23 protein-coding genes are annotated in these 25314 nt (G+C 56.7%); 13 read left to right on the top strand and 10 right to left on the bottom strand.

Going from position 1 to position 25314, the window contains the following annotated elements; genetic code table 11:
• Position 1: 1 nt before the first annotated feature.
• Positions 2–946: a LysR family transcriptional regulator gene (locus tag ABLV12_RS06125; RefSeq protein WP_032727853.1), complete on the top strand. Its 945-nt coding sequence runs from the start codon at positions 2–4 to the stop codon at positions 944–946.
• On the opposite strand, the gene ABLV12_RS06120 is transcribed toward ABLV12_RS06125, so the two are convergent.
• Positions 943–2010 carry an ABC transporter substrate-binding protein gene (locus ABLV12_RS06120; protein WP_325905343.1) on the bottom strand — a complete coding sequence of 356 codons (1068 nt, stop codon included), beginning with the start codon at positions 2008–2010 and terminating at the stop codon, positions 943–945. The genes ABLV12_RS06125 and ABLV12_RS06120 overlap by 4 nt on opposite strands.
• Positions 2011–2232: 222 nt before the next feature.
• Between ABLV12_RS06120 and ABLV12_RS06115 the strand changes: the two genes are divergently transcribed.
• Genes ABLV12_RS06115 through ABLV12_RS06105 form a run of 3 tightly spaced genes read left to right on the top strand, consistent with a single transcriptional unit; the run spans position 2233 to position 6352 of the window.
• Positions 2233–3801 (top strand): ABC transporter permease, encoded by a 1569-nt coding sequence (locus tag ABLV12_RS06115; protein WP_032727854.1) that lies wholly within the window; start codon positions 2233–2235, stop codon positions 3799–3801.
• Positions 3798–4541 (top strand): ABC transporter ATP-binding protein, encoded by a 744-nt coding sequence (locus ABLV12_RS06110; protein WP_004099303.1) that lies wholly within the window; start codon positions 3798–3800, stop codon positions 4539–4541. The genes ABLV12_RS06115 and ABLV12_RS06110 overlap by 4 nt, the downstream gene beginning before the upstream one ends.
• Before the next feature lie 23 nt (positions 4542–4564).
• Complete coding sequence (locus tag ABLV12_RS06105; protein WP_016809784.1) at positions 4565–6352, top strand: aryl-sulfate sulfotransferase; 1788 nt, start codon at positions 4565–4567, stop codon at positions 6350–6352.
• Positions 6353–6359: 7 nt separating this feature from the next.
• Here the strand turns inward: ABLV12_RS06105 and ABLV12_RS06100 are convergent, their stop codons facing one another.
• Complete coding sequence (locus ABLV12_RS06100) at positions 6360–7157, bottom strand: helix-turn-helix transcriptional regulator (RefSeq protein WP_348866910.1); 798 nt, start codon at positions 7155–7157, stop codon at positions 6360–6362.
• A gap of 101 nt (positions 7158–7258) precedes the next feature.
• On the opposite strand from ABLV12_RS06100, the gene ABLV12_RS06095 reads away from it, so the two are divergent.
• Both ABLV12_RS06095 and ABLV12_RS06090 read left to right on the top strand, forming a co-directional pair.
• Positions 7259–8068 (top strand): sulfite exporter TauE/SafE family protein, encoded by an 810-nt coding sequence (locus ABLV12_RS06095; RefSeq protein WP_024273811.1) that lies wholly within the window; start codon positions 7259–7261, stop codon positions 8066–8068.
• A 210-nt stretch (positions 8069–8278) separates the two neighbouring features.
• A complete protein-coding gene (locus tag ABLV12_RS06090; RefSeq protein WP_126488563.1) occupies positions 8279–8941 on the top strand; it encodes an HAD family hydrolase in 663 nt (220 codons plus the stop codon).
• Positions 8942–9084: 143 nt separating this feature from the next.
• Here ABLV12_RS06090 and phnE (ABLV12_RS06085) read toward each other — a convergent pair whose 3' ends face one another.
• From phnE (ABLV12_RS06085) to phnC, 4 genes are all read right to left on the bottom strand, one after another.
• Positions 9085–9966, bottom strand: coding sequence for a phosphonate ABC transporter, permease protein PhnE (gene phnE / locus ABLV12_RS06085; RefSeq protein WP_348866909.1), 882 nt, complete (start codon positions 9964–9966; stop codon positions 9085–9087).
• Positions 9963–10835, bottom strand: coding sequence for a phosphonate ABC transporter, permease protein PhnE (phnE, locus tag ABLV12_RS06080; protein WP_004099314.1), 873 nt, complete (start codon positions 10833–10835; stop codon positions 9963–9965). The genes phnE (ABLV12_RS06085) and phnE (ABLV12_RS06080) overlap by 4 nt, the downstream gene beginning before the upstream one ends.
• 68 nt (positions 10836–10903) lie before the next feature.
• Positions 10904–11845, bottom strand: coding sequence for a phosphonate ABC transporter substrate-binding protein (gene phnD / locus ABLV12_RS06075; protein ID WP_335269505.1), 942 nt, complete (start codon positions 11843–11845; stop codon positions 10904–10906).
• Between the two features lie 22 nt (positions 11846–11867).
• A complete protein-coding gene (gene phnC, locus ABLV12_RS06070) occupies positions 11868–12710 on the bottom strand; it encodes a phosphonate ABC transporter ATP-binding protein (RefSeq protein ID WP_348866908.1) in 843 nt (280 codons plus the stop codon).
• Positions 12711–13641: 931 nt separating this feature from the next.
• Here phnC and ABLV12_RS06065 point away from each other — a divergent pair.
• The 7 genes from ABLV12_RS06065 to ABLV12_RS06035 all read left to right on the top strand — a co-directional run bounded on the left by ABLV12_RS06065 (position 13642) and on the right by ABLV12_RS06035 (position 21745).
• Positions 13642–14184: a helix-turn-helix transcriptional regulator gene (locus ABLV12_RS06065; RefSeq protein ID WP_004099317.1), complete on the top strand. Its 543-nt coding sequence runs from the start codon at positions 13642–13644 to the stop codon at positions 14182–14184.
• A gap of 154 nt (positions 14185–14338) precedes the next feature.
• Positions 14339–14926 carry a common pilus major fimbrillin subunit EcpA gene (locus ABLV12_RS06060; protein ID WP_004099318.1) on the top strand — a complete coding sequence of 196 codons (588 nt, stop codon included), beginning with the start codon at positions 14339–14341 and terminating at the stop codon, positions 14924–14926.
• Positions 14927–14986: 60 nt separating this feature from the next.
• Complete coding sequence (locus ABLV12_RS06055) at positions 14987–15655, top strand: hypothetical protein (RefSeq protein ID WP_004099319.1); 669 nt, start codon at positions 14987–14989, stop codon at positions 15653–15655.
• 25 nt (positions 15656–15680) lie between these two features.
• Positions 15681–18209: a fimbrial biogenesis outer membrane usher protein gene (locus ABLV12_RS06050; RefSeq protein ID WP_004099320.1), complete on the top strand. Its 2529-nt coding sequence runs from the start codon at positions 15681–15683 to the stop codon at positions 18207–18209.
• 19 nt (positions 18210–18228) lie between these two features.
• Entirely contained in the window at positions 18229–19842 is a 1614-nt protein-coding gene (locus ABLV12_RS06045; RefSeq protein ID WP_348866934.1) for a hypothetical protein, read from the top strand.
• A complete protein-coding gene (locus ABLV12_RS06040) occupies positions 19811–20515 on the top strand; it encodes a fimbria/pilus periplasmic chaperone (protein ID WP_004099322.1) in 705 nt (234 codons plus the stop codon). Before ABLV12_RS06045 ends, ABLV12_RS06040 begins: the two co-directional genes overlap by 32 nt.
• A 687-nt stretch (positions 20516–21202) precedes the next feature.
• The gene (locus tag ABLV12_RS06035; RefSeq protein ID WP_004099323.1) at positions 21203–21745 is read left to right on the top strand and encodes a helix-turn-helix transcriptional regulator; all 543 of its coding nucleotides are present in this window, start codon (positions 21203–21205) and stop codon (positions 21743–21745) included.
• Positions 21746–21937: 192 nt separating this feature from the next.
• Here ABLV12_RS06035 and ABLV12_RS06030 read toward each other — a convergent pair whose 3' ends face one another.
• From ABLV12_RS06030 to ABLV12_RS06015, 4 genes are read right to left on the bottom strand one after another with little or no spacing between them, the layout of a single operon-like run.
• A complete protein-coding gene (locus tag ABLV12_RS06030; RefSeq protein ID WP_004099324.1) occupies positions 21938–22621 on the bottom strand; it encodes an amino acid ABC transporter permease in 684 nt (227 codons plus the stop codon).
• On the bottom strand, positions 22611–23363 hold the full coding sequence (locus tag ABLV12_RS06025) for an amino acid ABC transporter permease (RefSeq protein ID WP_004099326.1): 753 nt from the start codon (positions 23361–23363) through the stop codon (positions 22611–22613). Before ABLV12_RS06025 ends, ABLV12_RS06030 begins: the two co-directional genes overlap by 11 nt.
• Positions 23360–24178 carry an amino acid ABC transporter ATP-binding protein gene (locus ABLV12_RS06020; protein ID WP_004099327.1) on the bottom strand — a complete coding sequence of 273 codons (819 nt, stop codon included), beginning with the start codon at positions 24176–24178 and terminating at the stop codon, positions 23360–23362. Before ABLV12_RS06020 ends, ABLV12_RS06025 begins: the two co-directional genes overlap by 4 nt.
• A gap of 13 nt (positions 24179–24191) precedes the next feature.
• The gene (locus ABLV12_RS06015; protein ID WP_004099328.1) at positions 24192–25001 is read right to left on the bottom strand and encodes an ABC transporter substrate-binding protein; all 810 of its coding nucleotides are present in this window, start codon (positions 24999–25001) and stop codon (positions 24192–24194) included.
• Positions 25002–25314: the final 313 nt, after the last annotated feature.

Genomic DNA, 25314 nt, shown 5'->3' with positions numbered 1-25314 from the left:
AATGCATCTGGATTTTCGCCAACTGCGCAACTTTGTGGCGCTCGTTGAGTACGGCAGTTTTAATCGCGCGGCCGAGGCGGTGTGCCTGTCGCAGTCGGCATTCAGCCGCAGCATCCAGGCGCTGGAGCAGAGCGTCGGGCATCCTTTATTTGACCGGCAGAGCAAGCTACCGACGCTCACTCTTCACGGGCAAAAGCTGCTGCCCTACGCCCGCCGTTTTCAGGAACTTAACGTCGAGCTCAGCAGCCAGCTGCGCGAAGCGGACGATGCGCAAAACGGCGAGGTCGCCTTTGGCTGCGGCCCGGCCCCCGCCGCGAGGCTGATTCCGGCTGCCATCGGCGAGTTTCATCGTCTTTTGCCGCAGGCGAGGGTGCGCTTTCAGATTGATAACTGGCTGGCTCTGCATCAGGCGCTCACCTCCCAGAGCTATCCTTTTGTCGTCGCCGACAGCTGGCAGGCCGAGCTCGACCCGCAGCTGCGCGTTCAGCCACTCAGCCCGCAGCGCTGCTTTTTCGTCTGCCATGCCGGGCATCCGCTGGCAAAACAGGGTCCGGTCTCTATTCAGGCAATGCTGCGTTACCCCTTTGCGGCACCCTATCTGCCGCCGGGCGTGCGCAAAGTGCTGGCGACCCTCAGCCAGCAGCAGGACTTCGCGCCGGCGATTCAGTGCGACCATATCTACGCGCTGCTTTCGACCCTGGCGCGAACCAATGCGATTAGCTTCGCCAGCGAGGATGGCTTCGCGCTATGCCAGCACAGCCATCGGCTGGTTAAGCTGGAGCTCAGCGATCTGCCTGAAGAGTGGCGGCTGATGCAGACCCGGTTTGCCATTATCTCTCCGGTTCATGCGGCTCAGCCGCCGCTGGTTGCGAAACTGATAGAGATGATCCTCCATACCGATCGTCAGCATCAGCTGCAGCTGCTGGCCCAGGAGGAGGGGAGTTAACCGGCGTTTTTCGCCTGGCCTTCGGCATCGTACTGCGGCCAGCGATTTTCCAGCTGCTGGGCTTTCAGCGCCCGCTCGACAAACTGGCCGTCCACCCACTGGCTGACGTCGAAAGCGCTGCGGATCAGGCGGCCCAATTGAGCCTGCCCGACGCTGCTGCTAAAGCTGGCGGTCAGGAACGGGTCGATGCGCGGCGAGGTGGTAAAGTTCAGATCCTGCGGCTGCAGCTCTTCGAGAAACAGCGCCTGCGGGATCTGGCTCTGCTGCGCCATCTCGGCGGACCAGGCGTCGCGATTGGCCGGGTCACTGATTTCAGCGGCGTTCTTCACCAACACGTTAACGATCTGCTGGGTCGCCTGCGGCCAGGCGTCTATAAACGTCTGCGTGCCGAGGAACCCAGCCTGAGTGGTGTTCTGGCGGCCGGAGTCACCGCTTTTGACGACCACATCAATCTTATCGCCGCGTAGCGCCAGCAGCGAAACGCCGCCCCACACCGCATCGACGCGACCGGCCGCCAGCGCCGCTTTGCCGGCGTTCCAGTCGAGGTTGATCACCTGCAGGCTGCTCTCGTTGAGGCCGACGGTTTGCAGCGCCCGGTCAAAGGCCAGCTGGTCCGCCGTGCCGCGATAAACCGCCACCCGTTTGCCTTTCAGATCGGCGAGGGTTTTAATCCCGGAAGCTTTGGTCACCGCGAGGTAAGATTCCGAACCCCGGCTGCCCAGCAGCAGGCGCGTCGGCAGCCCGTTGGCCTTACCGATAATCGCCGCCAGATCGCCGAGGTAGACAAAATCCAGCTGGCGGTTGGCTAACGCTTCATTTACCGCCGGACCGGCGCCTTTGAAAAACTGCCACTGCACTTCCACGCCCTGCGGCTTAAACACCTCTTCCAGCTGATGGCGGATAAACGCCATGCCGACCGGCCCCTCAATAAAGGGTTTACTGCCCGCGCTCTGGTCCGGCACGCCGATGCGGATAGTGCGTAGCGTTTCGGCCTGGACGCTGGACGCCAGGCCGATGACCGCGACCAGCGCCAGCAAGGTGCGGTTGAATATTGCTTTCATCATAACGTGTTGCTCCCTTGAGTTTTTTCTCACCCTAAAGAGCCGACGGGCAACGTGTTAAATGCTTTTATTCGCCAAGCATTGCCGAAAAAAAGCTAAATCAGAAGCCGCGTGCCCGCCAGGCTGAAATGCATTTGATGCATCGGGATTATTCGCCTTACGCAATGGCGGCGAAGCGTGAGGCACGTTTTGATAGCGACATGACTGACTGAAAAGTGGACCGAAATGTCGCAGATGATCTTAAGAACGGATGCTCCCGGCAGGCCGGGGTTCAGGCTTAACGGCTGGCCGTGGCTGCTGCCTGCGTTACTGCTGCTGCTGTGGTACATCGCCGCGCGCGAGGGATGGATGCCGGAGCAAATTTTGCCCGCGCCGTCGGTGGTTGCCGATACCGCCCTGTCGCTGCTGAGCGGCGATCTACTGGCGCAGTGGGGATTCAGCCTTCAGCATCTGGCGCTTGGCCTGCTGCTGGGCGCCATCGCAGGCACGCTGCTCGGGGCGCTGTTCGGCCTGGTGCCGGCCGCCGCGCAGCGGGTGGAACCGCTGTTTTACGCGCTGGCGCAAATCCCGACGCTCGGCTGGATCCCGCTGTTTATGGTGCTGTTCGGGATCGATAACGGCCTCAAGCTGGCGGTGATCGTCAAAACCACCGTAGTACCGATGACCATTAATACGCAGCAGGCGGTGGCCGGCGTGCCGTTGACCCTGAGCGAAGCCGCAAGAGTAATGAATTTTTCCCGCTGGCAGCGGCTGCGCTGGCTGGTGATCCCGGCAAGCCTGCCGGGTTGGTTTACCGGCCTGCGTCTGGCGCTATCGCAGGCCTGGGTGTCGCTTATCGTCGTGGAACTGCTGGCGTCTTCGGAAGGTATTGGCTACCTGATGGTCTGGGGTCGTCAGCTGTTTCAGCTGGATATCGTCTTCGTCACCATTGCGGTGGTTGGCCTGAGCGGCATGCTGATGGAGTGGGCGGCGAACCGGGCCTGTTCCCGGCTGGTGTTCTGGCCGCAGCCTGCCGCCGGACGCCTGGCGTGGAAACCGCAGGCCAGCTGGCGGGCGCTGCAGCTGCCGTTAGTTCTGCTGGCGCTGTGGCAGCTGGCCAGCCAGTCAGGCTGGATTGATGAAGCCTTGTTCTCTTCGCCGCTGGCGGTAGCGGTGCGCTTTATTCAGGGCATCCTGAGCGGGGAGCTGACTACGGCGATGTTGGCCAGTCTCGGACGGGCCTTTGTCGGCGGCGCGCTGGGGATTACGGGCGGCCTGCTCTGCGGACTGCTGCTGGCGCTGCGCCCGCGCGCCGGGCAAATCTTCACGCCCACGTTAAACGTGCTGCGCCATATCGCCCTGTTTGCCTGGCTACCGCTGCTGACCGCATGGGTGGGCAACGATAACGGCGGCAAAATCGTCTTTATCGCGCTGGCGTCGTTCTTTCCGATGTTCTTCAGCACGCTGCAGGCCGTGCTGCAGCGTAACCCGCAGCTCGATGAAGTGGCCAGGGTACTGCGCCTGGGCGAATTAGCGCGCCTGCGCAGGGTTATTCTTCCCGGCGCGGCGCCGGGGATCTTCGCCGGTCTACGGCTGGCGCTGATTTACGCCTGGCTTGGCAATATCGGCGCGGAATATTTCATGTCCTCCGGCGTCGGCATCGGCAGCCTGATGATCAACGCCCAGCAGCTGCTGGATATGCCCACCATTCTCTGCGGCATGGTGCTGGTCGGTATCACCGGCGCGGCGCTGGATAAAGCCGGACGTTTACTGGAAATGCGCGCCACCCGCTGGCGTCAACAGGAGCAGCTATGACCTCTTCAACTCTGGTCTCTTTTCGCCACGTGCGTAAATCCTGGCAACAGGTAACGGCGCTACAGAATTTCAGCCTGGATATCGCCGCCGGTGAACTGGTGGCGCTGGTGGGCAGCAGCGGCTGCGGTAAATCGACGCTGCTGCGGATGCTGGTAGGCCTGGAGTCAGCGACCCAGGGCGAAATTCGCATTAACGGCGAGCCGGTCACCGGCGTGGGCAAAGAGCGCGGCATCGTATTTCAGGAGCCGCGCCTGTTTCCGTGGCTGAAGGTGATCGACAACGTGATGCTCGGTCTGGCGGATGAAAAGCTCAGCCGGGCGGAGAAGCGCCAGCGGGCGCTGGAAATGCTGGAACGCGTGCAGCTCAGCGAATTCGCCAACGCGCTGCCCGCGCAGCTCTCCGGCGGTATGGCCCAGCGGGTCGCCATTGCCCGCGGCCTGGTGGCCCGTCCGCAGATTCTGATGCTCGATGAGCCTTTCGGCGCGCTGGATGCCCTGACGCGCCATACCCTGCAGCAGGAACTTTTACAGATACATCAGCGCGCGGGAACCACCACGCTGCTGGTGACGCACGATGTGGAAGAAGCCGTCGCCCTGGCCGACCGGGTCGTTGTGCTCTCGCCGCGTCCGGGGCGGATACGGGAAGTGGTAAGCCTGGCGCTGCCCCATCCGCGCCAGCGCGACGATGCCGCGTTTACCGCCGCCTGCCGCCAGATACGCAATCTGATTACTTCTGCCTGATTCTTTAATGTAAGGAGCAACTTATGGGACACCCCTCCGTCTTCCCGACCGGCGCCACCCTCTACGATCCGCAGCGCGCCTGGAGCGGCTACACCCTTTTCCAGGCCACCGAACACGGCGCGGTGCTGGTAGATATGAACGGTCACGTGGTACGCGAATGGCCTGAACTGCATGGATTTCCCAATAAAATCCTGCCCGGCGGCGCCATCCTTGGCCACAGCGGCGAGCGCGATCCGCGCTACGGCATGCAGGATATGCTCGATCTGATCCAGGTGGACTGGGAAGGCAATGTGACCTGGAAATTCGATCGCTATGAGCAGGTGAGCGATCCCGGCAATGAAACGCGCTGGATGGCGCGAGCTCATCACGACTATCAGCGGGCAGGCAATCCGGTGGGCTATTACGCGCCGGGGCTGGAGCCGCAGGTGGATGGCGGCAATACCCTGATCCTCGCCCATACCAACCTGCTGAACGAAGCGATCTCCGACAAGCTGCTGCTGGACGACACCATTATTGAAGTTGACTGGCAGGGCAACGTGGTGTGGGAGTGGCGCTGCAGCGACCATTTCCACGAGCTGGGTTTCGACGACGCGGCGCGTACCGCGCTCTACAACAATCCGAATATGCGCGCCAGCGGCGGTGGAATGGGCGACTGGATGCATATCAATTCGATGTCGGCGCTGGGGCCGAATAAGTGGTATGACGCTGGCGATGCGCGTTTTCATCCCGACAACATTATCTGGGACGCCCGTGAATCCAACATTATCGCCATTATCGACAAACAGAGCGGCAAGATCGTCTGGCAGCTGGGCCCGGACTACAGCAAACCGGAGTTGAAACACATCGGCTGGATTATCGGCCAGCATCATGCGCATATGATCCCGCAGGGGCTACCGGGCGCGGGCAATATCCTGATTTTCGATAACGGCGGCTGGGCCGGATACGGCGCGCCGAATCCGGCATCGGCGGACGGAGTGAAAAACGCCTGGCGCGATTACTCCCGGATCCTGGAGATCAATCCGCTGACCCTTGATATCGAATGGCGCTATTCGCCTTATGAAGCGGATTTGCCGCAGCCGACCGATTCGTACCGCTTTTACAGCCCGTACATCAGCAATATGCAGCGCCTGGAAAACGGCAATACCCTGATTAACGAAGGATCGAACGGGCGCATTTTTGAAGTGACCCGCGATCACGAAATTGTCTGGGAATATATTTCGCCGTTCTGGGGCAAGACGCTGAACAACAATATGGTCTATCGCGCCTACCGCATTCCCTACGCCTGGATCCCGCAGCTGGCGCAGCCGCAGGAGACGCCGATTGCGGCGGTCGATGTACGAACCCTGCGCCAGCCCGGCGCGGCGGCAGCGGGACCGGCGCAAAGCGTGGTGCGGGTGGCGGGCGTACAGCCGTACAGTAAGAGCGCCGATGCGCTGTGCGTGGCAACCGATAACGATACCCTGCGCCGCAGTCCGAAGCTGTTCCGCGTCGCGGAAAGCGCGTTCACGCCGATAAGCGCGGCGAGCGAGCTGGAGAGTGAAAGGCCCGTGCTGCTGTTCGTAGGCGCGGAGCGCTGCGTGCACTGCCGCAAGCTCTGGCAACTGCTGGCGCATGAGAAACTCAGCTCGCGAATTGCTCAACTGGATACGCGCTATCTGGATGCCGACCAGCATCAGGATCTGGCGACCACGCTCGGCGTGCGCGGCCTGCCGACGTTGCTGCTGCTTAAAGCGGGGCAGCCAGCAACGCGCGCGCCCGCGCAGCTTTCGGTGGATAATCTGTTCGACTGGCTGAATCGCGCAGCAGAGTAAGTCGCGATTATTGCGGACTGGCGTTTGCCGGTCCGCCGTTGATCTGGCGGATAAAGGCCATCGGCGAATAGCCCATCGCTTTGCGGAACATCGCGGTAAAGGCGGCCGGATACTCATAGCCCAGACTCAGCGCGACTTCGGTAATCGAGTCCCCTTCACGCAGCGCCGTCATGGCGTACATCAGGCACGCCTGCTGGCGCCAGTCGCAAAACGCCATCCCGGTCTCCCGGCGAAACAGACGATTAAAGGTGCGTACGCTTTTGTTCAGCTTTTGCGCCCACTGCTGCGGCGTGCTGCGGATACTGGGCTGTTGCTGAAAATCGCCGCATAGCGCCGCGAGATGGCTGTTCTGCGGGAGCGGGGTAAACATCGGCAGCGGCGCGGCGGCGCCCAGTTCATGGAGCAGGAGCGCAATCAGGTCGGCATCGCGCCCGCTCTCTTCATACAGCAGCGGTAGCTGGCAGGCGGCCAGCAGGAGCTGATGGATCAGCGGAGAAACCTGTAACACTTCGCAGCGCTCGCTATCACGCGGGGCGACCTGCGCATCAATATACAGGCTGTGGGTGCTGACGCCGGGCATCCAGACGCGATGCGGTTTTGTCGCCGGGATCCATACTCCGCTGAACGGCGGGACCAGCCACTGGCCGTCATCCGTTTCGACCTTCATTAACCCGTTCATCGCGTACAGAAACTGCGCCCGGCGGTGGCTGTGGCGCTCCAGCAGCGTATTGGGCGGGTAGTCGCTGCCCAGCGCCAGCACCCGGCGAGGCAGATGATCGACGTCATTAATCGCAACGTTGCGCATAAAAAGTTGCCCTGGCTGAAATTCGTAATAGATTGGCTTTAAAGCGTAAGCCGGCCATGAGGTTATTCTATATCGTTACCTCCTTTTGTGGAGGAGTTCGAATGAGCGACTGGCTTTTTCTGTGCGGCATACTATCCGGCGTGACCACCTGGCTCTTTGGTTTCGGCGGCGGTTTCGTTACCGTCCCGCTGCTCTATTTACTGGTCACCGGCGCGTGGGGAGCGCAAAGCGCAGTCGGACAGCAGGCGATGCAAATCGCGGTCGCCACTTCGGCGCTAGTTATGCTTTGTTCCGCGCTGCTGGCGACCTGGCGGCATGTGCGTACCGGCACCCTGAGCTGGCGTCGTCTGTGGGCCATGCTCACCGGCATTGCCGTTGGCGGCATCGCCGGCGCGCTGCTGGCGCTTGAGGTGAGCGGGGAGTGGATCCGCTGGCTGTTCGTTATCTACCTGCTGGCAACCGTTGCCGATTGCTACCTTCGCGCCGGATTTATGACCCCGCCATCCCGCCGGGTGGTGCCGTCGGTGCCACATGAGCTTACGACAGGCGGTATCATTGGCCTGATCGCCTCTTTTCTCGGCGTGGGGGGAAGCGTGATGACCGTTCCTCTGATGCGCCGTCGCGGCGTGCTGATGTCCGAAGCAGCGGCGATGGCCAACGTGCTGACGCTGCCGCTGGCGGCAACGGCGACGCTGACCTGGCTATTGCTCGCCTGGCTGTCGCCGGTGGCGTTACCGAATGGGTTTATCGGCAACATCTGGCTATCGGCGGCGGCGCAGCTGGTGGCGGGAAGCTGGCTGGGATTAAAAATAGCCTCCCGCTGGCTGGCGCGTTTACCGGATCGCTGGCATGTGAGAATTTATCCGCTATTGCTGATAGCCGTACTGCTGGTGATGAGCGTGCGGGGATAATGAGGGACGCGGCGCTGCGCATCCATCCGAGAGTCGCCCGGATAAGCGTAGGGTATGAACCGGAAACATGGGTAACACTTTAGACCGGATACATGGGTAACAGTTATAACTGGCATAGAAGAGGAGACTCGTTATGCCCGGTTCATTCTGCTGTCATTTTACTTGCGCATGCTCTCGCGAGGCGCTGTGGCCGATAAAGGAAAATAAACGATGGGTAAAACGCTGACCATTTTCGATCTGGATAATACGTTGATTAAGGGCGATAGCAGTACGCTGTGGAGCCGCTTTATGGTGCGCGAAGGGTGGGTAAACGATGCCGATTACCTGGCGCGGGAAGCGATGCTGATGGACGATTACGATCGCGGCGAGATGAATATCGCCGATTATGTGGCTCTGATTCAGGCGCCGCTGGTTGGTGTGGCAAAGCAGGACGTGGATGCGCTACTGGCGCGCTGCGTGCGTGAAGAAATTTTGCCGCGCGTTTATCCGCAGGCCTGGGATCTGATTCGGACTTTACAGGCAAAGGGCGAGCAGATACTGGTGATCTCAGCCTCGGTCAGCCTGCTGGTACAGGCAGTCGCGGCGCAGCTGGGCATCGAGCAGGCGCTGGGCATTGACGTTGAGATGGTGGACGGCGGCTATAGCGGAGTGATTGCCGGTACGCCGAGCTATCAGCAGGGGAAGGTGGTGCGTCTTGAGCAGTGGCTGGCGGCGCATCCCGCCTGTTCGGGTGTGGTGACCTTCTACACCGATTCGATTAACGATCTGCCGCTGTGCCTGCGCGCCGATCGCGTACGGCTGGTCAACCCGTGTCCGCAGCTGACGGCGGCGAATGCGCAGCATCAGTGGCCGGTACTGACGTGGCGGCTGTGATTTTCCCCGGGGGGGCGGCGTAAACGCCTTACCCGGCTACTTTTTCGTGCAGTTTGGGTAAACCGGATAGCTGCGCAGCGCCGCCTCCGGGAATGTTGTGATATCAGACTTCCCCGGGGAGGCGTAGCGCGATCCGGAAAAAACTAATCCGCTTTAAACAGCGGCACCACGCTGCCGCCAATATAGCGGCGGCGTAGCCAGGCGGACAGCGTATCCATCGCCATCACCACCGCCACCAGCAGCAGGGTAATAAACATCACCACGTCCCAGTTCCACAGACGCATATTTTCCGCATAAATCAGGCCGATCCCTCCCGCGCCGACAAAGCCGAGCACCGCGGCTGAACGGGTATTCGATTCGATTTGATACAGGCTCAGCGCCAGGAAAGTGGGGAAAGATTGCGTGAAAATGCTGAAACGGTGCTTCTGTAACCCGTTCGCGCCTACCGCCGTCAGCCCGCGTCCCGGCGAGCGCTCAACCGCTTCGTGCGCCTCAGCGTACAGACGCCCCAGCAGCCCGGTATCCTGCATGATTATCGCCAGTACCCCGGCCAGCGGCCCGAGCCCCACCGCGCGGACAAAAATCAGCCCCCAGATCGCCATATCGATACCGCGCAGCACGTCGAACAACCGGCGCATCAGCAGGGCAATCGTCCCCGGAATCACGCCGCGCATAATGTTGCGCGCCGCCAGGAAAGAGAGCAGCAGGGCGATAACCGTCGCGGTAAGCGTCCCGGCGAAAACAATCGCCAGAGTAATAGCGATTTGCGTGAAGTAATAGCGGAACGGCCAGTTAAAAAAGTCGTGCCAGACGAACATCCGCAGCAGATAGCGACTGATTTGCTCCAGTCCGCTGGCGAGCTGCTCGCCGCTGATGCCGAACTGCATAAAGAACCAGATATAGTAGAGCAGGCAGGCCAGCGTCAGCAGGCCGATATAGCGCAGATAGCGCCCCTGGGCCTGATACAAATGCCGATGCCGGCGACGGCTGGCGGCGATATCCGGTTGATTTTGCCACTGACTCATTTTTTCCCCTCCAGAACCCACTGCCGCAGGCGGCCGGACAGCATATCCAGCAGCGAGACCACGAGAATAATCAGCAGCAGCGTGATGCTGACCTGATCGTAACGGTCCAGTTTGATATTGGTCATCAGCTCCTGGCCGATGCCGCCCGCACCCACCAGCCCAAGGATGGTTGAGGAGCGGAAGTTAATTTCGAGGCGCATAAAGCCGTATGAGAGGAAGATGGGTTTGACCTGCGGCCACAGGGCAAAGCGGATACGCTGCAGATGCGACGCGCCGCAGGCGGCCAGGCCGCGCACCGGTTTATCCTGGGCGCTCTCTACCGCTTCATAGAACAGCTTGGTCAGGCTGCCGATAGTGTGCAGCATTAATGCCAGGAAGCCGGGGATGGCGCCGATACCAAAAGCCATCACGAAAATCACCGCCCACGCCAGCTCCGGCATGGTGCGCAGAAAAGCCACCAGCACGCGGACGGCAACACGCAGCGGGGCAGGGGACCAGGCATTATTAGCGGCAACGAACGCCAGCAGGGTGGCAATCACCACCGCAACCAGCGTCGACGCCAGCGCCAGCTGCAGCGTTTCCCAGATAAGCGGTAGCTGAATCGGCAGGCGATAGCCCCAGTAAGCCAGAGAGCCCTTAGTATGCGAATCGGCAAACAGATCGGCGATGTGCAGCGTGGGCAACGTCTCAAACAGGTAATCGAGAAAATTGGGCAGCGAGTGCCAGATGGTAAGGAGATTAAACTCGGCCAGGCTGCCGGCGGCAAAATAGAGTACCAGCAGCAGCAGGGACCCGCTAAAGGTATCGCGCTTTTGTCGCGAGCGTACCTGCTGATAGTAGCGTTCGAATTGGGTATGGGTGTTATTCATGCGTCGCTGTGTCTTCAACGAGTCGCTGCCCCCCGCGACACTCGCCGGGCGGCAGCGTCAGGGTGGGATTAACGCGCGCTAACCAGTTCGCGTTTCATATCAATAATCTGCTGAAAATCAGCCACGCTGCCCGGGCCGATATGCTGCGTGCCGCCCATCGCTTTAATAAAGCAGGCGTGATCCTCGGTATCCAGCTTTTTAATCGCGGTAATGACTTTGGCCTTAAAATCAGCAGGCAGGGAATTGCTGACCAGGATCGGGCCGTTCGGGATCAGCGGCGATTGCCAGATAATGCGGATTTGCTTCATCAAATCCGGGTGATCCATGCGAATCAGGCGGTTGAAGGCGCCGACGCTGTAGCCGCTATTATAGTCACCGACCATGGAGGTCCAGGTCACCGCACCGGCAAACTGACCGTTCAGCACGCCGAGAATATCCTGCTCGTGGCCGCCGGAGAAGGTCACGCTGGAGAAGAAGTTATTATATTTATTATCCGCGGTGCCGCCGAACTGCTGTTTAAAGGCGTGGTTTGGAATTAAAAAGCCGGAAGTGGAATCCGGGTCGGCGAAGCCAAACGCTTTGCCCTTCAGATCCTCTAACTTTTTATACGGGCTGTCTGCTTTGACAATCACCACCGAGTGGTAGCCGCGGGACCCGTCTTTATCATCTACGGCAATCCCAACAATATCGACCGCTTGCGGATTGTTAATATAAACGGAGGCGTAAGAAGACGGCGACATACTTAATACCACGTCAACTTTGCCACCCAGTAATCCCTGAATGACGCCGGAATAGTCGGAGGAGTTACGTAATTTTGTATCGACCTTCAGCTCTTTATCAAGGAATTGCTTAACGCACTGGTTGTCGCCAATTTGCTGCGTTGCGTTCTGACCGCCAAGGATACCCAGGTTTAATTCCTTCGGTTGTTCAGCAGCGCTTGCCTGCCACGCAATCATAATGCCTGCAACCGCTGCGGATAAACGAACTGCGCCAGTGATGTACTTTTTCATTATTTTGCCCGTGTGAGTGAAATTAATGCAATTGGCTAATTTCATCGCCATACAGCCGATGCAGAATATCCTGATTCAGCTGCGTGGGATGGTCGTCAAAAATAATCTTGCCTTTGGCTATGCCGATAACCCGCGTGCAGTATTCTCGCACCAGCTCCACCGAATGCAGGTTTACCATCACGCTGATGCCCTGTTCGCTAATTTCGCGCAGGACATTCATGATCCGCTGCGTATTTTTCGGGTCGAGAGAGGCGACCGGTTCATCGGCCAGCAAAATCCCCGGGTTTTGCATCAGGGCCCGGCAAATGGCCACGCGCTGCATCTGGCCGCCGGAGAGATTTTCCGCTCGCTGCAGCGCATGCGGCAGCATATTCATCCATTCCAGCAGGGAGATAGCGCGGGCGCGGTCGGCGTCGGGGAAGATTTTGAATAATGATTTCAGGGTTGAGGTTTGGCTCAGGCGTCCCAGCAGCACGTTGGTCAACACGTCGAGACGCGGAACCAGGCAAAAATCCTGGAAAATCATACCGCACTGGCTACGCCAGGCGTTCATCGCCCGCCCGGACAGCTTTGATACGTCCTGCGGCGTCCCTCCTTCCGGGAAGCTGAGGATTTCGCCGGCGCTGGCGCGATGGGTACCGTTAATGACGTGCAAAAGCGTCGATTTTCCGGCGCCGGAGCGACCGATCACGCCAACCAATTCGCCCGCATGCAGATCGAAACTGATGCTATCCAGTACGGTTTGCTGCGCGCGCCAGGCTTTACTCAGGTTGCGTACGCTCAGGACCTTACGCTGCCGGTCGATAAACGGCGGCGTAAACGGTTGATAATCGGTTTCTGCAACCGCAGCCAGGGAACTGTTCATAAGTGCGTCCAGATTCGTCAGTAAACTGGGCACTATTAATGGTGTTTTATATGACTGCCAGATGACAATAAGGCGAACAAATAGTGAACGAACCGGTGAGTCAGCGTAACGGATGACGAAAAATTCCGTCAGAGATCACATTTTTGCATCGGCAATCCGGCGTCTGAAAATACTCAGCCTACCTTTAATACGCTATGCGTACGATATTAAGAATGATACGTATTTCATCTGATAGAGATGCCGCGTTTTATGCGACATTAGCCGCAACGGTTTTATTGCCGCTGGCGCAAAGCAAGGCCTCAGGATGTTCGTGCAAATCTTCTTTCTGCGTCGATTTAACCGAATAGATAATCTTTTCGTGCTTGTTTACGATTCACCGCGCTAAATTTTTTGTCGGCGACTATACCTTTCGTGCGGAGCATAATTTCATTATTTACGCTAATTAATGAAATTAACCACTATTTTTGTGTTGATTATTGGTTTTTTCTTCTTATTTTTTGAATTTCTTCGGTTTTTTTGCTTTTTCGAATGAAAGTGCGGTTAAGAATAGTCTTAACAGCTAATAGCTAAGATCCTGGAACATATAATATTCACTTAAGAATCGACGCATATCCCACCAATAACCATATGAAAACAAATACTTTTTGTGTTTAACTCAATATCCTTATTTTTATTCTTCAGGCTTAAATTGACCTGGTCGGTAATTAGCCCCCAGCGCACTTATTGACACACATGGAGAAAAATCCTAAATTTGGTGACACAAGAAACAAGCAAGTCATTTAGTGTTCTTTGCCTCAAGCAATACTATTTTGTGGTTTTAGATTGGATATATTTATAAGAGGGAATTTGCTGAATTAGACTTTGCAGGCCTGGGCTATCAGCAGTGTTGTGATACGTTCAAGATTTCCAGGACTATGGGGTTTAACACTATATGGATTATAAATATTCTTTAGATCAGTGCATCTGGCCGGCGCATGATAGCTTTTTTTTAAAAGGTCTCGCTGAGCTTATTCTGGATATCGATGACTTAATCTATCTTTCACTAGAAAAGGTACGCCGGGAATTTGTATTTATTAACCTTAGCGCCAGTTCGCTGAATTATTTTATCCGCCGCGATAATGAGTGGTTGGCTGAAATGAAAGGAAAGCAGATTGTACTTATTGCTGCAAGGCGCTCGGAGGCGCTTGCCAATTACTGGTATTACAATGGCTCCATTCGAGGCGTGGTCTACGTAGACTTAGCTAAGGATATTCGTCAGGAGCTGGCTTACGTTATCAATGGCCGTTTTCTACGTAAAGATATAAAGAAAGATAAAATTACTAACCGGGAAATGCAGATAATTCGTATGACGGCGCAGGGAATGCATCCGAAATCTATCGCCAAAATTGAGAATTGTAGTGTGAAAACAGTCTATACCCATCGGCGAAATGCTGAGGCCAAATTGTATTCAAAAATATATAAGTTAGCGCTGTAATTAGTAATAAACGTTGTATTTAAAAATTGTGCACCAGGTCGTAACACCCAAAATAATTTGCGTCGCAGATAATAATGATGCGGCCTGAACTATGGCGGGAATGCACACAGACGTGGGACATCAGGTCCCTTAATAAACTCAGGATGAAAAAGCTATGAAAAAAAAGGTTCTTGCAATTGCTCTGGTAACCGCGTTTGCCGGTATGGGTGTCGCTCAGGCAGCTGACGTTACTGCTCAGGCAGTCGCTACCTGGTCCGCAACCGCCAAAAAAGACACAACCAGCAAGCTGGTTGTGACGCCGCTGGGCAGCCTGGCTTTCCAGTATGCTGAAGGGGTTAAAGGCTTTAACTCACAGAAAGGCCTGTTTGATGTGGCTATTGAAGGTGACACCACCGCGACCGCATTCAAGCTGACCTCTCGTCTGATCACCAATACCCTGACTCAGCTGGATACCTCTGGTTCCACCCTGAGCGTGGGCGTTGACTACAACGGCGCTGCGGTCGAAAAAACGGCTGACACCGTCATGATCGACACCGCTGCGGGCACCCTGGGCGGCAACCTCAGCGCGCTGTCTAACGGCTATAACACCGCTGGTCGCACCACCGCTCAGGACGGCTTCACGTTCTCCATCATCAGCGGCACCACCAACGGCACAACTGCCGTTACTGACTACAGCACGCTGCCGGAAGGTATCTGGAGCGGTGACGTCAGCGTACAGTTCGACGCCACCTGGACCAGCTGATCCTCTCGTAGCACCAGGCAGGGGGTTCTCCCCCTGCTTTCTTTCACGGAATGAAATGATATGAAAAAACACATTCTGGCCATCGGCCTGTTGCTCAGCACAATGACGCCTGCCCTGGCGCTGGATGTGGGCGATATCTCTTCGTTTATGAACAGCGACAGCAGCACGCTGAGCAAAGAGATCAAAAATACGACCGACAGCGGTCGCTTAATCAACATCCATATGGAACGCCTCTCTTCGCCGCTGGATGGCGGTAAGGTGATCCCGATGGATAAGCAGGACGAGATTTTACTGACCCCCGCCAGCCTGCTGCTGCCCGCGAAGGCCAGCGACGTGATCCGCTTTTTCTATAAAGGCCCGGCGGACGATAAAGAGCGCTATTACCGCATCGTCTGGTTCGATCAGGCGCTCAGCGATGCCCAGCGCAATGGCTCGACCCGCAGCGCGGTAGCCACGGCTTCGGCACGCATCGGCACCATCCTGGTGGTGGCCCCGAGAAAAGTGAATTACCGCTATCAGTACGCCAACGGCACGTTGACCAATACCGGCAACGCCACCCTGCGCATTCTGGCCTATGGCCCGTGCCTGAAACCGGCGGATGGTAAGGATTGCAAAGAAAACTACTTCCTGATGCCCGGAAAAGAGCGCCGCTTTACGCGCGTCAATGTGGCTGACAAAAAAGGACGGGTCGCGCTCTGGCAGGGCGAGCAGTTTGTTCCCGTGAAATAGACAACTGTGCTGACGGACCAAAACTATGCTTATACCAGGGATTGCCCCAGGACTTAAAGTGCTCCTTGCCTCTGGCATGGCCATCTTGCTTGTTCCGCTCAGCGTTTCCGCCGCGGCTGACAAAGTACAGCAAATCGGCGGCGTCATTATCCCTCAGGCCTTCAGCCAGGCGCTGCAGGACGGAATGAGCATTCCTCTGTTTATTCACCTCGAAGGCAGCAACGGTACCCAGGACGATCAGCGCATCGGCAACGCTTTTATCTGGCTGGATAACGGCGTACTGCGCGTCCGGCAAATACAGCTGGAAGAGAACGATAACAATGCCACCGTCAGTGAACAGACCCGCAAGCAGCTGACCGCGCTGGCCAATGAAGCATTCACTAAAGAACTCAAAATTAGTCTGACAGATGATGCGCAGCTACAGCTCAGCCTGCGCCAGCTGCTGCTGCAGCTGGTGGTGAGAAAGGAGGCGCTGGGTACCGTGCTGCGTTCGCGCAGCGAAGATATCGGTCAGTCCAGCGTCAATACCCTCAGCAGCACGATGAACTATAACCTCGGCGTATATAACAACCAGATGCGCAACGGCGGCAACAATACCTCCAGCTATCTGTCGCTGAATAACGTCACCGCGCTGCGCGAGCACCACGTGGTGCTCGACGGCTCGCTGTACGGTATAGGCTCCGGCAATCAGGACAGCGAAGTCTATAAAGCGATGTATGAACGCGATTTTGCCGGCCATCGTTTTGCGGGCGGGATGCTGGATACCTGGAATTTACAGTCCCTCGGCCCGATGACCGCCGTTTCGGCAGGGAAGATTTACGGCGCCTCATGGGGCAACCAGGCCAGTTCAACGGTGTTCGACAACTCCCAGTCGGCGACGCCGGTGGTCGCCTTTTTACCCGCCGCCGGGGAAGTGCATCTCACCCGCGACGGGCGCCTGATGAGCGTGCAGAACTTTGCCATGGGTAACCACGAAGTGGACACGCGCGGCCTGCCGTATGGCATTTACGATGTCGAGGTTGAAGTCATTGTGAACGGCCGGGTGGTCAGCAAGCGTACCCAGCGGGTCAATAAATTGTTCAGCCGCGGACGCGGCGCCGGCGCGCCGCTGGCCTGGCAGTTCTGGGGCGGCAGCTTCCATATGGACCGCTGGTCTGAGAGCGGTAAAAAGACGCTTCCGGCTAAAGACAGCTGGCTGGCGGGCGCCTCGGCCTCCGGTTCGCTCAGCACCTTAAGCTGGGCGGCGACCGGCTACGGTTACGATAACAACGCCGTCGCCGAGACGCGCCTGACCCTGCCGATCACTGAGTCCATTAACGTGAACCTGCAGAATATGCTGGCCAGCGACAGCTCGTGGAGCAGCATCGGCAGCATCAGCGCCACGCTGCCCGGCGGCTTCAGCTCGGTGTGGGTCAACCAGGAAAAAACGCAGATTGGCGACCGGATTCGGCGCAGTAATGCCGACAACCGGGCTATCGGCGGTACGCTGAATCTCAATTCACTCTGGTCAAAACTGGGGACGTTCAGCATCAGCTATAACGATGACCGCCGCTATAACAGCCACTACTACACGGCGGATTACTACCAGACGCTTTATACCGGATCCTGGGGATCGCTGGGCCTGCGCGCAGGGATACAGCGCTTTAATAACGGCGATAGCAGCGCCAGCACCGGGAAGTATATTGCGCTCGATTTCTCGCTGCCGCTCGGCAACTGGTTCAGCGCCGGGATGACCCATCAGAACGGCTACACCATGGCCAACCTGTCGGCGCGTAAACAGTTTGATGAAGGCAGCACCATCCGTACCATCGGCGCCAACGTTTCGCGGGCGATTTCCGGCGACACAGGCGATGATAAAACCCTCAGCGGCGGCGCATATGCTCAGTTTGATACCCGCTACTCCACCGGTACGCTGAACGTGAACAGCGGCGTGGATGGCTACGTGAACACCAACCTGACCGCCAACGGCAGCGTGGGCTGGCAGGGGAAAAATATCGCCGCCAGCGGCCGCACCGACGGCAATGCCGGGGTGATTTTCAACACCGGACTGGAAAATGACGGCAAGCTGAGCGCCAAAGTTAACGGTCGCATTGTTCAGCTCTCCGGCAACCGCAACTACCTGCCGCTGTCGCCCTACAGCCGCTATGAAGTGGAGTTGCAGAACAGTAAAAATTCGCTCGACAGCTACGATATCGTGACCGGGCGCAAGAGCCAGCTGACCCTTTATCCGGGGAACGTGGCGGTGATTGAGCCGGAAGTGAAGCAGATGGTCACGGTCTCCGGGCGCATTCGCGCGGAAGACGGCACGCTGCTGGCCAATGCGCGGATTAATAACCATATCGGTCGTACCCGCACCGATGAGAACGGTGAGTTTGTGATGGACGTGGATAAAAAGTATCCCACCATCGATTTCAGTTACGGTAAAAACCAGAGCTGCGAAGTGGCGCTGGAGCTAAGCCAGGCGCGCGGCGCGGTATGGGTGGGCGATGTGGTCTGTAGCGGCCTCTCCACCTATGCCCGCGTGCAGCCGACAGGAGAAGGTAATGAAAGCTAAGTGGCTGGCATGTTTAGTGATGTTAACGGCGGCGCTGTGCGTGACGCGGGTCAACGCCGCGGTCACCAAAACCACCTGGCCGGATGCGGCGGCCATGCAGTTTGTTTTCGTGGAAAACAACTCGGATGATAACTTCTTTGTCACCCCGGGCGGCGCGCTGGACCCGCGTATGACCGGGGCTAACCGCTGGACCGGGCTGAAATATAACGGCTCGGGCACCATTTATCAGCAGAGCCTGGGCTATATCGACAACGGCTATAACACCGGCCTGTACGCCAACTGGTTCTTCGATATGTGGCTGGATAACTCACCGGCTTCGCACCCTTTACTCGGCCTGCGCTGTATCAACTGGTATGCGGGCTGCGATATGGCCACCAGCCTGATCTTGCCGCAAACTACCGATGCCAACGGCTTCTATGGCGCGACGGTAACCACCGGCGGACAAAAGTGGATGCACGGCATGATGTCTGATGCTTTCTACCAGTATCTGCAGCAGATGTCGGTGGGCAGCAGCTTCTCAATGACCATCAACTCCTGCATGACGTCGGTGAGCTACGATGCCAGCAGCGGCGCACGCTGCAAAGATCAGGCCTCAGGGTATTGGTACGTGCGTAACGTCACCCATACTAAAGCGGCAAACCTGAAGCTGATTAACACCCATGCGCTGGCGGAAGTGTTTATCAACAGCGACGGGGTTCCGACGCTTGGCGAAGGCAATGCCGACTGTCGCACCCAGACTATCGGTACCCGTTCCGGTCTGAGCTGCAAAATGGTGAACTACAATTTGCAAACCAACGGCCTCAGCAATACCTCAATTCATATTTTCCCGGCTATCAGTAACTCGGCGCTGGCCTCCGCGGTGGGCAGCTACGATATGCAGTTCAGCCTCGACGGCAACTCATGGAAGCCGGTGAGCGGCATCTCTCAGTACTATACGTTTAATGAGATGAAATCATCAGATTCAGTGTATGTCTTCTTCTCAAGCAACTTTTTTAAGCAGATGGTGACGCTGGGCATCAGCGACGTGAATACCAAAGATCTGTTTAATTTCCGTTTCTATAACACCACCTCGCCCGAGTCTGGCTGGTACGAGTTTTCAACCTCTAACACCCTGATAATTAAGCCGCGTGATTTCAGCATCAGCATTATTTCCGATGAGTACACCTCGGCGCCGACCCGTGAGGGCTACGTGGGCAGCGGCGAGCCGTCGCTGGATTTCGGCTATATTGTGACGACCAGCGGTAAGACCGCCGCCGATGAAGTGCTGATTAAAGTCACCGGCCCGGCACAGGTTATTGGCGGGCGTTCATACTGTATTTTTAGTTCATCCGACGGCACGGCGAAGGTGCCGTTCCCGGCGACGCTGGCGTTTACGACGCAGACCGGGTCAACCAAAACTTACGATGCCGGATGCGATGATACCTGGCGCGATATGACCGATGCCCTGTGGTTAGCCACGCCATGGACGGATATTTCCGGCGATGTCGGGCAGATGGACAAAACGACGGTGAAGTTTTCCATCCCGATGGATAATGCGATATCGCTGCGAACGGTGGATGATAACGGCTGGTTTGGTGAAGTGAGTGCTTCAGGAGAAATTCATGTCCAGGCGACGTGGCGTAACATTAACTAATTTGCTGCGGATGCTGATCTGCCTGCTGTCGCTGGGACTGGCGACAGCAGCGCAGGCTATCTCGGTGGGGAATTTAACCTTCTCGCTGGCGGCGGAAGACAATTTCGCTGCTAAGCGGGTTATCAACAACAATAAAAGCGCCCGGCTGTATCGGGTCTCTATCGTCGCTATCGACCGCCCCGGCGGCAAAGAGGTGCGTTCCCGTCCGGCGGACGGCGAGCTGCTGTTTGCCCCGCGTCAGCTCACTCTACAGGCGGGGGAGAGCGAATATTTTAAGTTTTACTACCACGGCCCGAAAGATAACCGCGAGCGCTATTATCGGGTATCGTTCCGGGAAATTCCGACCCGTAATTACGTAATGCGTAATCAAAGCGGTACGGAAGTGAGTATGGATCCGGTGGTGGTCATGGACACTATCCTCGTCGTTCGCCCGCGCGAGGTACAGTTCAAATGGGCTTACGATCGCGCGGCGGGGACCGTCAGCAACACCGGCAATACCTGGTTTAAGCTGCTGATCAAGCCCGGATGCGATACGACGGAAGAGGAAGGGGATGCATGGTATTTGCGGCCCGGGGACGTTGTCCGCAAGGCTTCGCTGCGCCAGCCGGGGAACCACTATATTATCTATAACGACAAATTTATTAAAATGACAAAAGACTGTCCGGTGAAGTAGCCGGGCAGCGCTCGCCATCCGGATAACATTCATCATTGAGAATGATCTATTTTTGATTTTTTATGTTTTTTTGATGTTATTTTGCGCCGAAAAAATATCAACATTATGTCCGCTTTGATACGTGATGAAATGATGTTTTCGTATCCCGAATATATATGATATTCCATCATTAAATAATTCATGCTAATTGTCTTTATCGTTCCGGCTATGAATTTTTTCTATTAATATGGCTTTTCCTAAGAAAGTTCCTAATGGCTGGTGGGGAAATTCCTGGACCAGATGAATAGAAAATTATTTTCAAGCGCCATGTTTTTCCTATCTCATTGTAATTAATGGTTTTTTTGTGATTTCGTGTTTTTAAGTTAATTAAGATACTCTAATTTTTTTTATCATTTTATTTTAGGGGTTCTAATTTCTTAGTTGTGAAGTGCCATTTCATCCATCCTTCATATTGACTCGTCTTAATTAAACACATAACTTCTGAAACATAAAGTGGCTGTTTCATATTGTGATTGCGCATTTAAATACAAATTATATGCCATGCGTATGTTTTATTTTGTGTTATATAGAATCTGAATTATTCATCTTATATATGTTTAGTGGCGTTTTTTGCGCAGAGGAGTCGCCTTCCTTTGTACTCTTCCCGTTAAGGAAAGCGGCAAATCATGGATGAGGAGCGCGTGATATATGGACTATCTCACTGATTTACGGTCATGTATCTGGCCGAGAGAAGATCGCTACTTTGTTGACGGATTATCCACGATTATTTTTGATATCCGCGATTTGATCTACCCATCTCTGGATGAACTACGCGACGGGTTTATGTTTATTAATATTAGCCCTAAATTTATGAGCCACTTTATCAGCCATGAACACCAATGGCTGAAAATCGCCGAGAAAAAACAAGTGATATTAATTGCCGCAACCAGGCTGGAGGCGCTGGCCAATTACTGGTATTTCAATAGCCAGGCCAGAGGCGTGGTTTATACGGAATCCTTATACGCTATTCGCCATGAGCTGACCCGAGCCATAAACGGTCGTTTTCGCCGCAGTGATATAAAAAAAGGAAAAATGACCCGTAAAGAGATGCAAATCATTGGTCATCTTGCGCAGGGGATACAGCCGAAATCTATTGCCAAAATTGAGAACTGCAGCGTCAAAACGGTTTATACCCATCAGCGTAACGCGGAGGTGAAGCTGGATTTTAAAATAAATAAATTAGCCATCTGAGATTTAAGCTCGGCGGCCGTTTATCCCTTCGCCGGGCGAGCGTAAATGTTATGGGTCGTAAATAATATATATTATATAAATCAATGGATTACCTGAAATAGTATCAAGCAGCCTTGCTCCGGCGCAGAAGAGACGCGTTGCTCAGGAAACGCAGCGTGGCGCGATAATCCTTCACCGCGCCACGGCCGATGGCTACCCGGTCGCTCTCCCATATCGGCGATTCGCCAGCAGACTCAGTCCGCAGCACAGCAGATAGTAAACCGCGCCGGTAAAAACAAAAATCGCCAGCGGGTAGATCTGCACCCGGTTATTGACCTGCCCGGCGACGGTAGTCAGCTCCGGCACGTTGACGATAAAGGCCAGCGAGGTGTCTTTGAGCAGGCCGATAAATATCCCAACCAGCGACGGCTGAACGTTACGCAGGGCCTGCGGTAGCAGGATCAGGCGCAGCGTTTGCCCGGGAGCGAAACCCTGGGTCAGCGCTGCTTCGTATTGCCCACGGGGTAGCGATTGCAGGCCCGCCAGCACTGAATGCATCACCGAGGCGGCGGTAAACCACGCCAGCGCCACCGTGACGGTGACCGCGCCCGGGAGATCGCTGCCGGTGAGCATAGGAAGCAGATACCACAGCCAGAAAATCACGAAGATCAGCGGGATGCCGCGAATAATTTCCGCCCACAGAAATAGCAGCCGCCGCACGATCCCTTCGTAGCGCCAGGCGATAGCTGCCAGCAGAACGCCGCCCGGCAGCGCCAGCGCGGCGGCGCCGATAGCCATCAGCAGCGTCAGCACCACGCCGCCGGGGATACCGTCCGCCAGCCGCCCCCACAGCAGATAATCGAGGTTATCAACGATGACCGCCAGATTAGCGTTCATAACCGGCTCTCCTTTGCTGAGCTCTTCCCGGACCGAGACGCGTCAGCGCCACGCCCATCAGCACCCCAAGCGCCAGATACAGCGCGGTGCCGACGGCAAACGCCTCCAGCGCATGCGCGTTGTAGCTCTCGATTTGCCGCACCTGATAGGTCAGTTCGGCAAAGCCGATACCGCTCGCCAGCGAAGAGAGCTTCATCAGGTTGAGATACTGGCCGATAATCGGCTGCCAGGCGTTCGCCAGCCCCTGCGGCAGCAGAATGTGGCGCAGCTCCTGCCAGGGCGTAAACCCCTGCGACAGCGCCGCTTCCCGCTGACCGTGGCTAACGGCGCGCAGCCCGGAGGCGATCTCTTCAATCAGAAAGGCCGAGGTAAAGACCCCGAGTCCCCACATTGAGCAGAGAAACTCCGGCGTCAGCCACCAGACGTTGCCCGGGAGAATCGACCAGCTGCGATCGTCATTAATAAAATCCCGCGCCCCCAGCGGCAGCAGATTCCAGGCGGCAAAATACCAGAACAGCAGCTGGACCAGCAGCGGCGTATTGCGGAACAGTGAAACCCAGGCCGCCACCAGCCAGCGGCCGGGCCTGCCGCCCCCGAGACGCAGCGCCAGCAGCAGGATGGCCAGCACGGTCGCCAGAACCATCCCGGCGATGCTGACCCAGACGGTGGTGAGAAAACCGGAGATGATCCATTGCAGCGGCTGCCCGCTCAGCACGCCATGCCAGTCGAGATGCGGGATCACGCCTCACTCTCCTGGTGCAGCGGATCGAGCACCTTTTGCAGGAAACGGCGGGTGCGGGCGTGCTGCGGCCGGGCAAAAAACTCAGCCGGCGGCGCGACTTCGAGAATATCGCCGCCGTCGATAAACACCACCCGGTCAGCAATCTCGCGGGCGAACTGCATCTCATGCGTCACCACCACCATGGTGATCCCGCTATGGGCGAGATTTTTCATGACCTGCAGTACTTCGCCGATCATCTCCGGATCGAGCGCCGACGTGGGTTCATCGAACAGAATAATCTGCGGCGAGGAGGCGAGGGCGCGGGCAATCGCCACCCTCTGCTGCTGGCCCCCCGAGAGCTGGGCCGGCATCTGCCGGGCTTTATCCGCAAGGCCGACCTGGTTGAGCAGCGCCAGCGAGCGTTCGCGGGCGGCGCTTTTGCCCCAGCCGTGAACGCGTTCCAGCGCGAGGGTGATATTCTCCTGCGCCGTCAGGTGGGCATAAAGATTAAACTGCTGAAAAACAAAGCCGACCCGGCTGCGCAGCTGGCGCAGAGCGCTGCCGGTGAGCTGCGCTGTCGGTTTGCCGTCGATCAGTATTTCGCCGCCGCTGAGTGATTCAAGCTGGTTGATCAGGCGGATCAGGGTTGATTTGCCCGATCCCGAAGGGCCGAGGATCGCCACCACTTCGCCGGGTTCAACCTGTAAGTTAACGCCGTTCAGCACCCGATGGTCGCCGTAGCTTTTGGCAACATCGCGAAACTCAATGCTGGCGCGCTGCAGATGCGAAAAATCCGCGGACGATGCCGCGGAGCGTGAAAATAGAGCCGATAACATCATCTTTCTCTGCTTATTTCGCTTCGATAGTAAAGGCGCGCGGCTGCGGGGTTTTGGTGCTCGGGCCAAACCAGACGTCGTAAATTTTGGCCGCCTCACCGGATTTCTCCAGCTTGACCAGCTCGTCATTGACCGCTTTCAGCAGGGCCGGTTCGCCTTTCTTCACACCGACGCCAATCTCTTCTTTGCTCAGCAGGTCGGGGATGATTTTGAAGTTAGCTTTGTCCGGCGCTTCCGCCAGCAGTCCGGCCAGGATGGTGCTGTCCTGAGTGATGGCCTGCACGTTGCCGTTGCGCAGGGCGGTCAGCGCCAGAGGAATATCATCATAAGAGAGCACGCGCGATTGCGGGAAACGCTGATGCAGCGCTTGTTCGCCGGTGGTGCCTTTTACCGCGCCGATGCGCGCTTTGCTGTAATCATCGAGCTTATCCGGTGATTTTGCCGGAACGAGGAACTGCTGGCCGGTCACAAAGTAAGGTGTTGAGAAATCAATGACCTGTGCACGTTCCGGAGTGATGGTGATATCGGCGACGATCAGGTCGGCCTTGCCGGACTGCAGCAGCGGAATGCGGTTGGCCGGGTTAGTGGCGACCAGCTCCAGCTTAACGCCGAGAGATTTGGCCAGCGCTTCGGCGAAGTCCACGTCGTAACCGACGATTTTATGCGTTTTCGGATCTACCGAACCGAACGGCGGGTTGGCGTCGAAGGTGGCGACTTTGACCACGCCGGCGGCTTTGATATCGGCTAATTGATCGGCCTGAGCCTGCGCGGCGAGCACCAGCATGCCCAGCGCCAGCGCGATTTTTGTTTTTGCAATGCGCATTGTTATTCCCCTGAATCCCTGTTTTGTTTTGTGTTTATCACGCTCCCACAAATCGCCCATCGGCGGCAAAGAAGAAAAAGTTCTTATCTATAACAAAAAAGAACTTAACAAAACTGTGGGTATTGTTTAACCGGATGGGCTACTACGCTGGGGAAAAGTAGCCCGGACAGGTGCGTAGCACCGCCTCCGGGAGGGTGTAGAGGGGTTCCGTTCACCATCAAGTCGCAGAAAATGCCTCATCGAGGTACGTGAACGGGAAAAGGGGGAGAAAACCGTCTCCCCCTTTACAATCCCCGCGGTCCCGCAAAGAAAT

Source organism: Klebsiella sp. CN_Kp100, from assembly GCF_040065315.1.
Classification (GTDB): domain Bacteria; phylum Pseudomonadota; class Gammaproteobacteria; order Enterobacterales; family Enterobacteriaceae; genus Klebsiella; species Klebsiella oxytoca.
Note: the sequence above shows the minus strand (reverse complement) of the source record. Positions and strands in the feature narration are given on the sequence as shown.

Excerpts from the sequence above, each read along its gene's own strand:
- ABLV12_RS06125 (WP_032727853.1), top strand. The coding sequence starts at position 2 with ATGCATCTGGATTTTCGCCAACTGCGCAACTTTGTGGCGCTCGTTGAG.
- ABLV12_RS06120 (WP_325905343.1), bottom strand. The coding sequence starts at position 2,010 with ATGATGAAAGCAATATTCAACCGCACCTTGCTGGCGCTGGTCGCGGTC.
- ABLV12_RS06115 (WP_032727854.1), top strand. The coding sequence starts at position 2,233 with ATGTCGCAGATGATCTTAAGAACGGATGCTCCCGGCAGGCCGGGGTTC.
- ABLV12_RS06110 (WP_004099303.1), top strand. The coding sequence starts at position 3,798 with ATGACCTCTTCAACTCTGGTCTCTTTTCGCCACGTGCGTAAATCCTGG.
- ABLV12_RS06105 (WP_016809784.1), top strand. The coding sequence starts at position 4,565 with ATGGGACACCCCTCCGTCTTCCCGACCGGCGCCACCCTCTACGATCCG.
- ABLV12_RS06100 (WP_348866910.1), bottom strand. The coding sequence starts at position 7,157 with ATGCGCAACGTTGCGATTAATGACGTCGATCATCTGCCTCGCCGGGTG.
- ABLV12_RS06095 (WP_024273811.1), top strand. The coding sequence starts at position 7,259 with ATGAGCGACTGGCTTTTTCTGTGCGGCATACTATCCGGCGTGACCACC.
- ABLV12_RS06090 (WP_126488563.1), top strand. The coding sequence starts at position 8,279 with ATGGGTAAAACGCTGACCATTTTCGATCTGGATAATACGTTGATTAAG.
- phnE (WP_348866909.1), bottom strand. The coding sequence starts at position 9,966 with ATGAGTCAGTGGCAAAATCAACCGGATATCGCCGCCAGCCGTCGCCGG.
- phnE (WP_004099314.1), bottom strand. The coding sequence starts at position 10,835 with ATGAATAACACCCATACCCAATTCGAACGCTACTATCAGCAGGTACGC.
- phnD (WP_335269505.1), bottom strand. The coding sequence starts at position 11,845 with ATGAAAAAGTACATCACTGGCGCAGTTCGTTTATCCGCAGCGGTTGCA.
- phnC (WP_348866908.1), bottom strand. The coding sequence starts at position 12,710 with ATGAACAGTTCCCTGGCTGCGGTTGCAGAAACCGATTATCAACCGTTT.
- ABLV12_RS06065 (WP_004099317.1), top strand. The coding sequence starts at position 13,642 with ATGGATTATAAATATTCTTTAGATCAGTGCATCTGGCCGGCGCATGAT.
- ABLV12_RS06060 (WP_004099318.1), top strand. The coding sequence starts at position 14,339 with ATGAAAAAAAAGGTTCTTGCAATTGCTCTGGTAACCGCGTTTGCCGGT.
- ABLV12_RS06055 (WP_004099319.1), top strand. The coding sequence starts at position 14,987 with ATGAAAAAACACATTCTGGCCATCGGCCTGTTGCTCAGCACAATGACG.
- ABLV12_RS06050 (WP_004099320.1), top strand. The coding sequence starts at position 15,681 with ATGCTTATACCAGGGATTGCCCCAGGACTTAAAGTGCTCCTTGCCTCT.
- ABLV12_RS06045 (WP_348866934.1), top strand. The coding sequence starts at position 18,229 with ATGTTAACGGCGGCGCTGTGCGTGACGCGGGTCAACGCCGCGGTCACC.
- ABLV12_RS06040 (WP_004099322.1), top strand. The coding sequence starts at position 19,811 with ATGTCCAGGCGACGTGGCGTAACATTAACTAATTTGCTGCGGATGCTG.
- ABLV12_RS06035 (WP_004099323.1), top strand. The coding sequence starts at position 21,203 with ATGGACTATCTCACTGATTTACGGTCATGTATCTGGCCGAGAGAAGAT.
- ABLV12_RS06030 (WP_004099324.1), bottom strand. The coding sequence starts at position 22,621 with ATGAACGCTAATCTGGCGGTCATCGTTGATAACCTCGATTATCTGCTG.
- ABLV12_RS06020 (WP_004099327.1), bottom strand. The coding sequence starts at position 24,178 with ATGTTATCGGCTCTATTTTCACGCTCCGCGGCATCGTCCGCGGATTTT.
- ABLV12_RS06015 (WP_004099328.1), bottom strand. The coding sequence starts at position 25,001 with ATGCGCATTGCAAAAACAAAAATCGCGCTGGCGCTGGGCATGCTGGTG.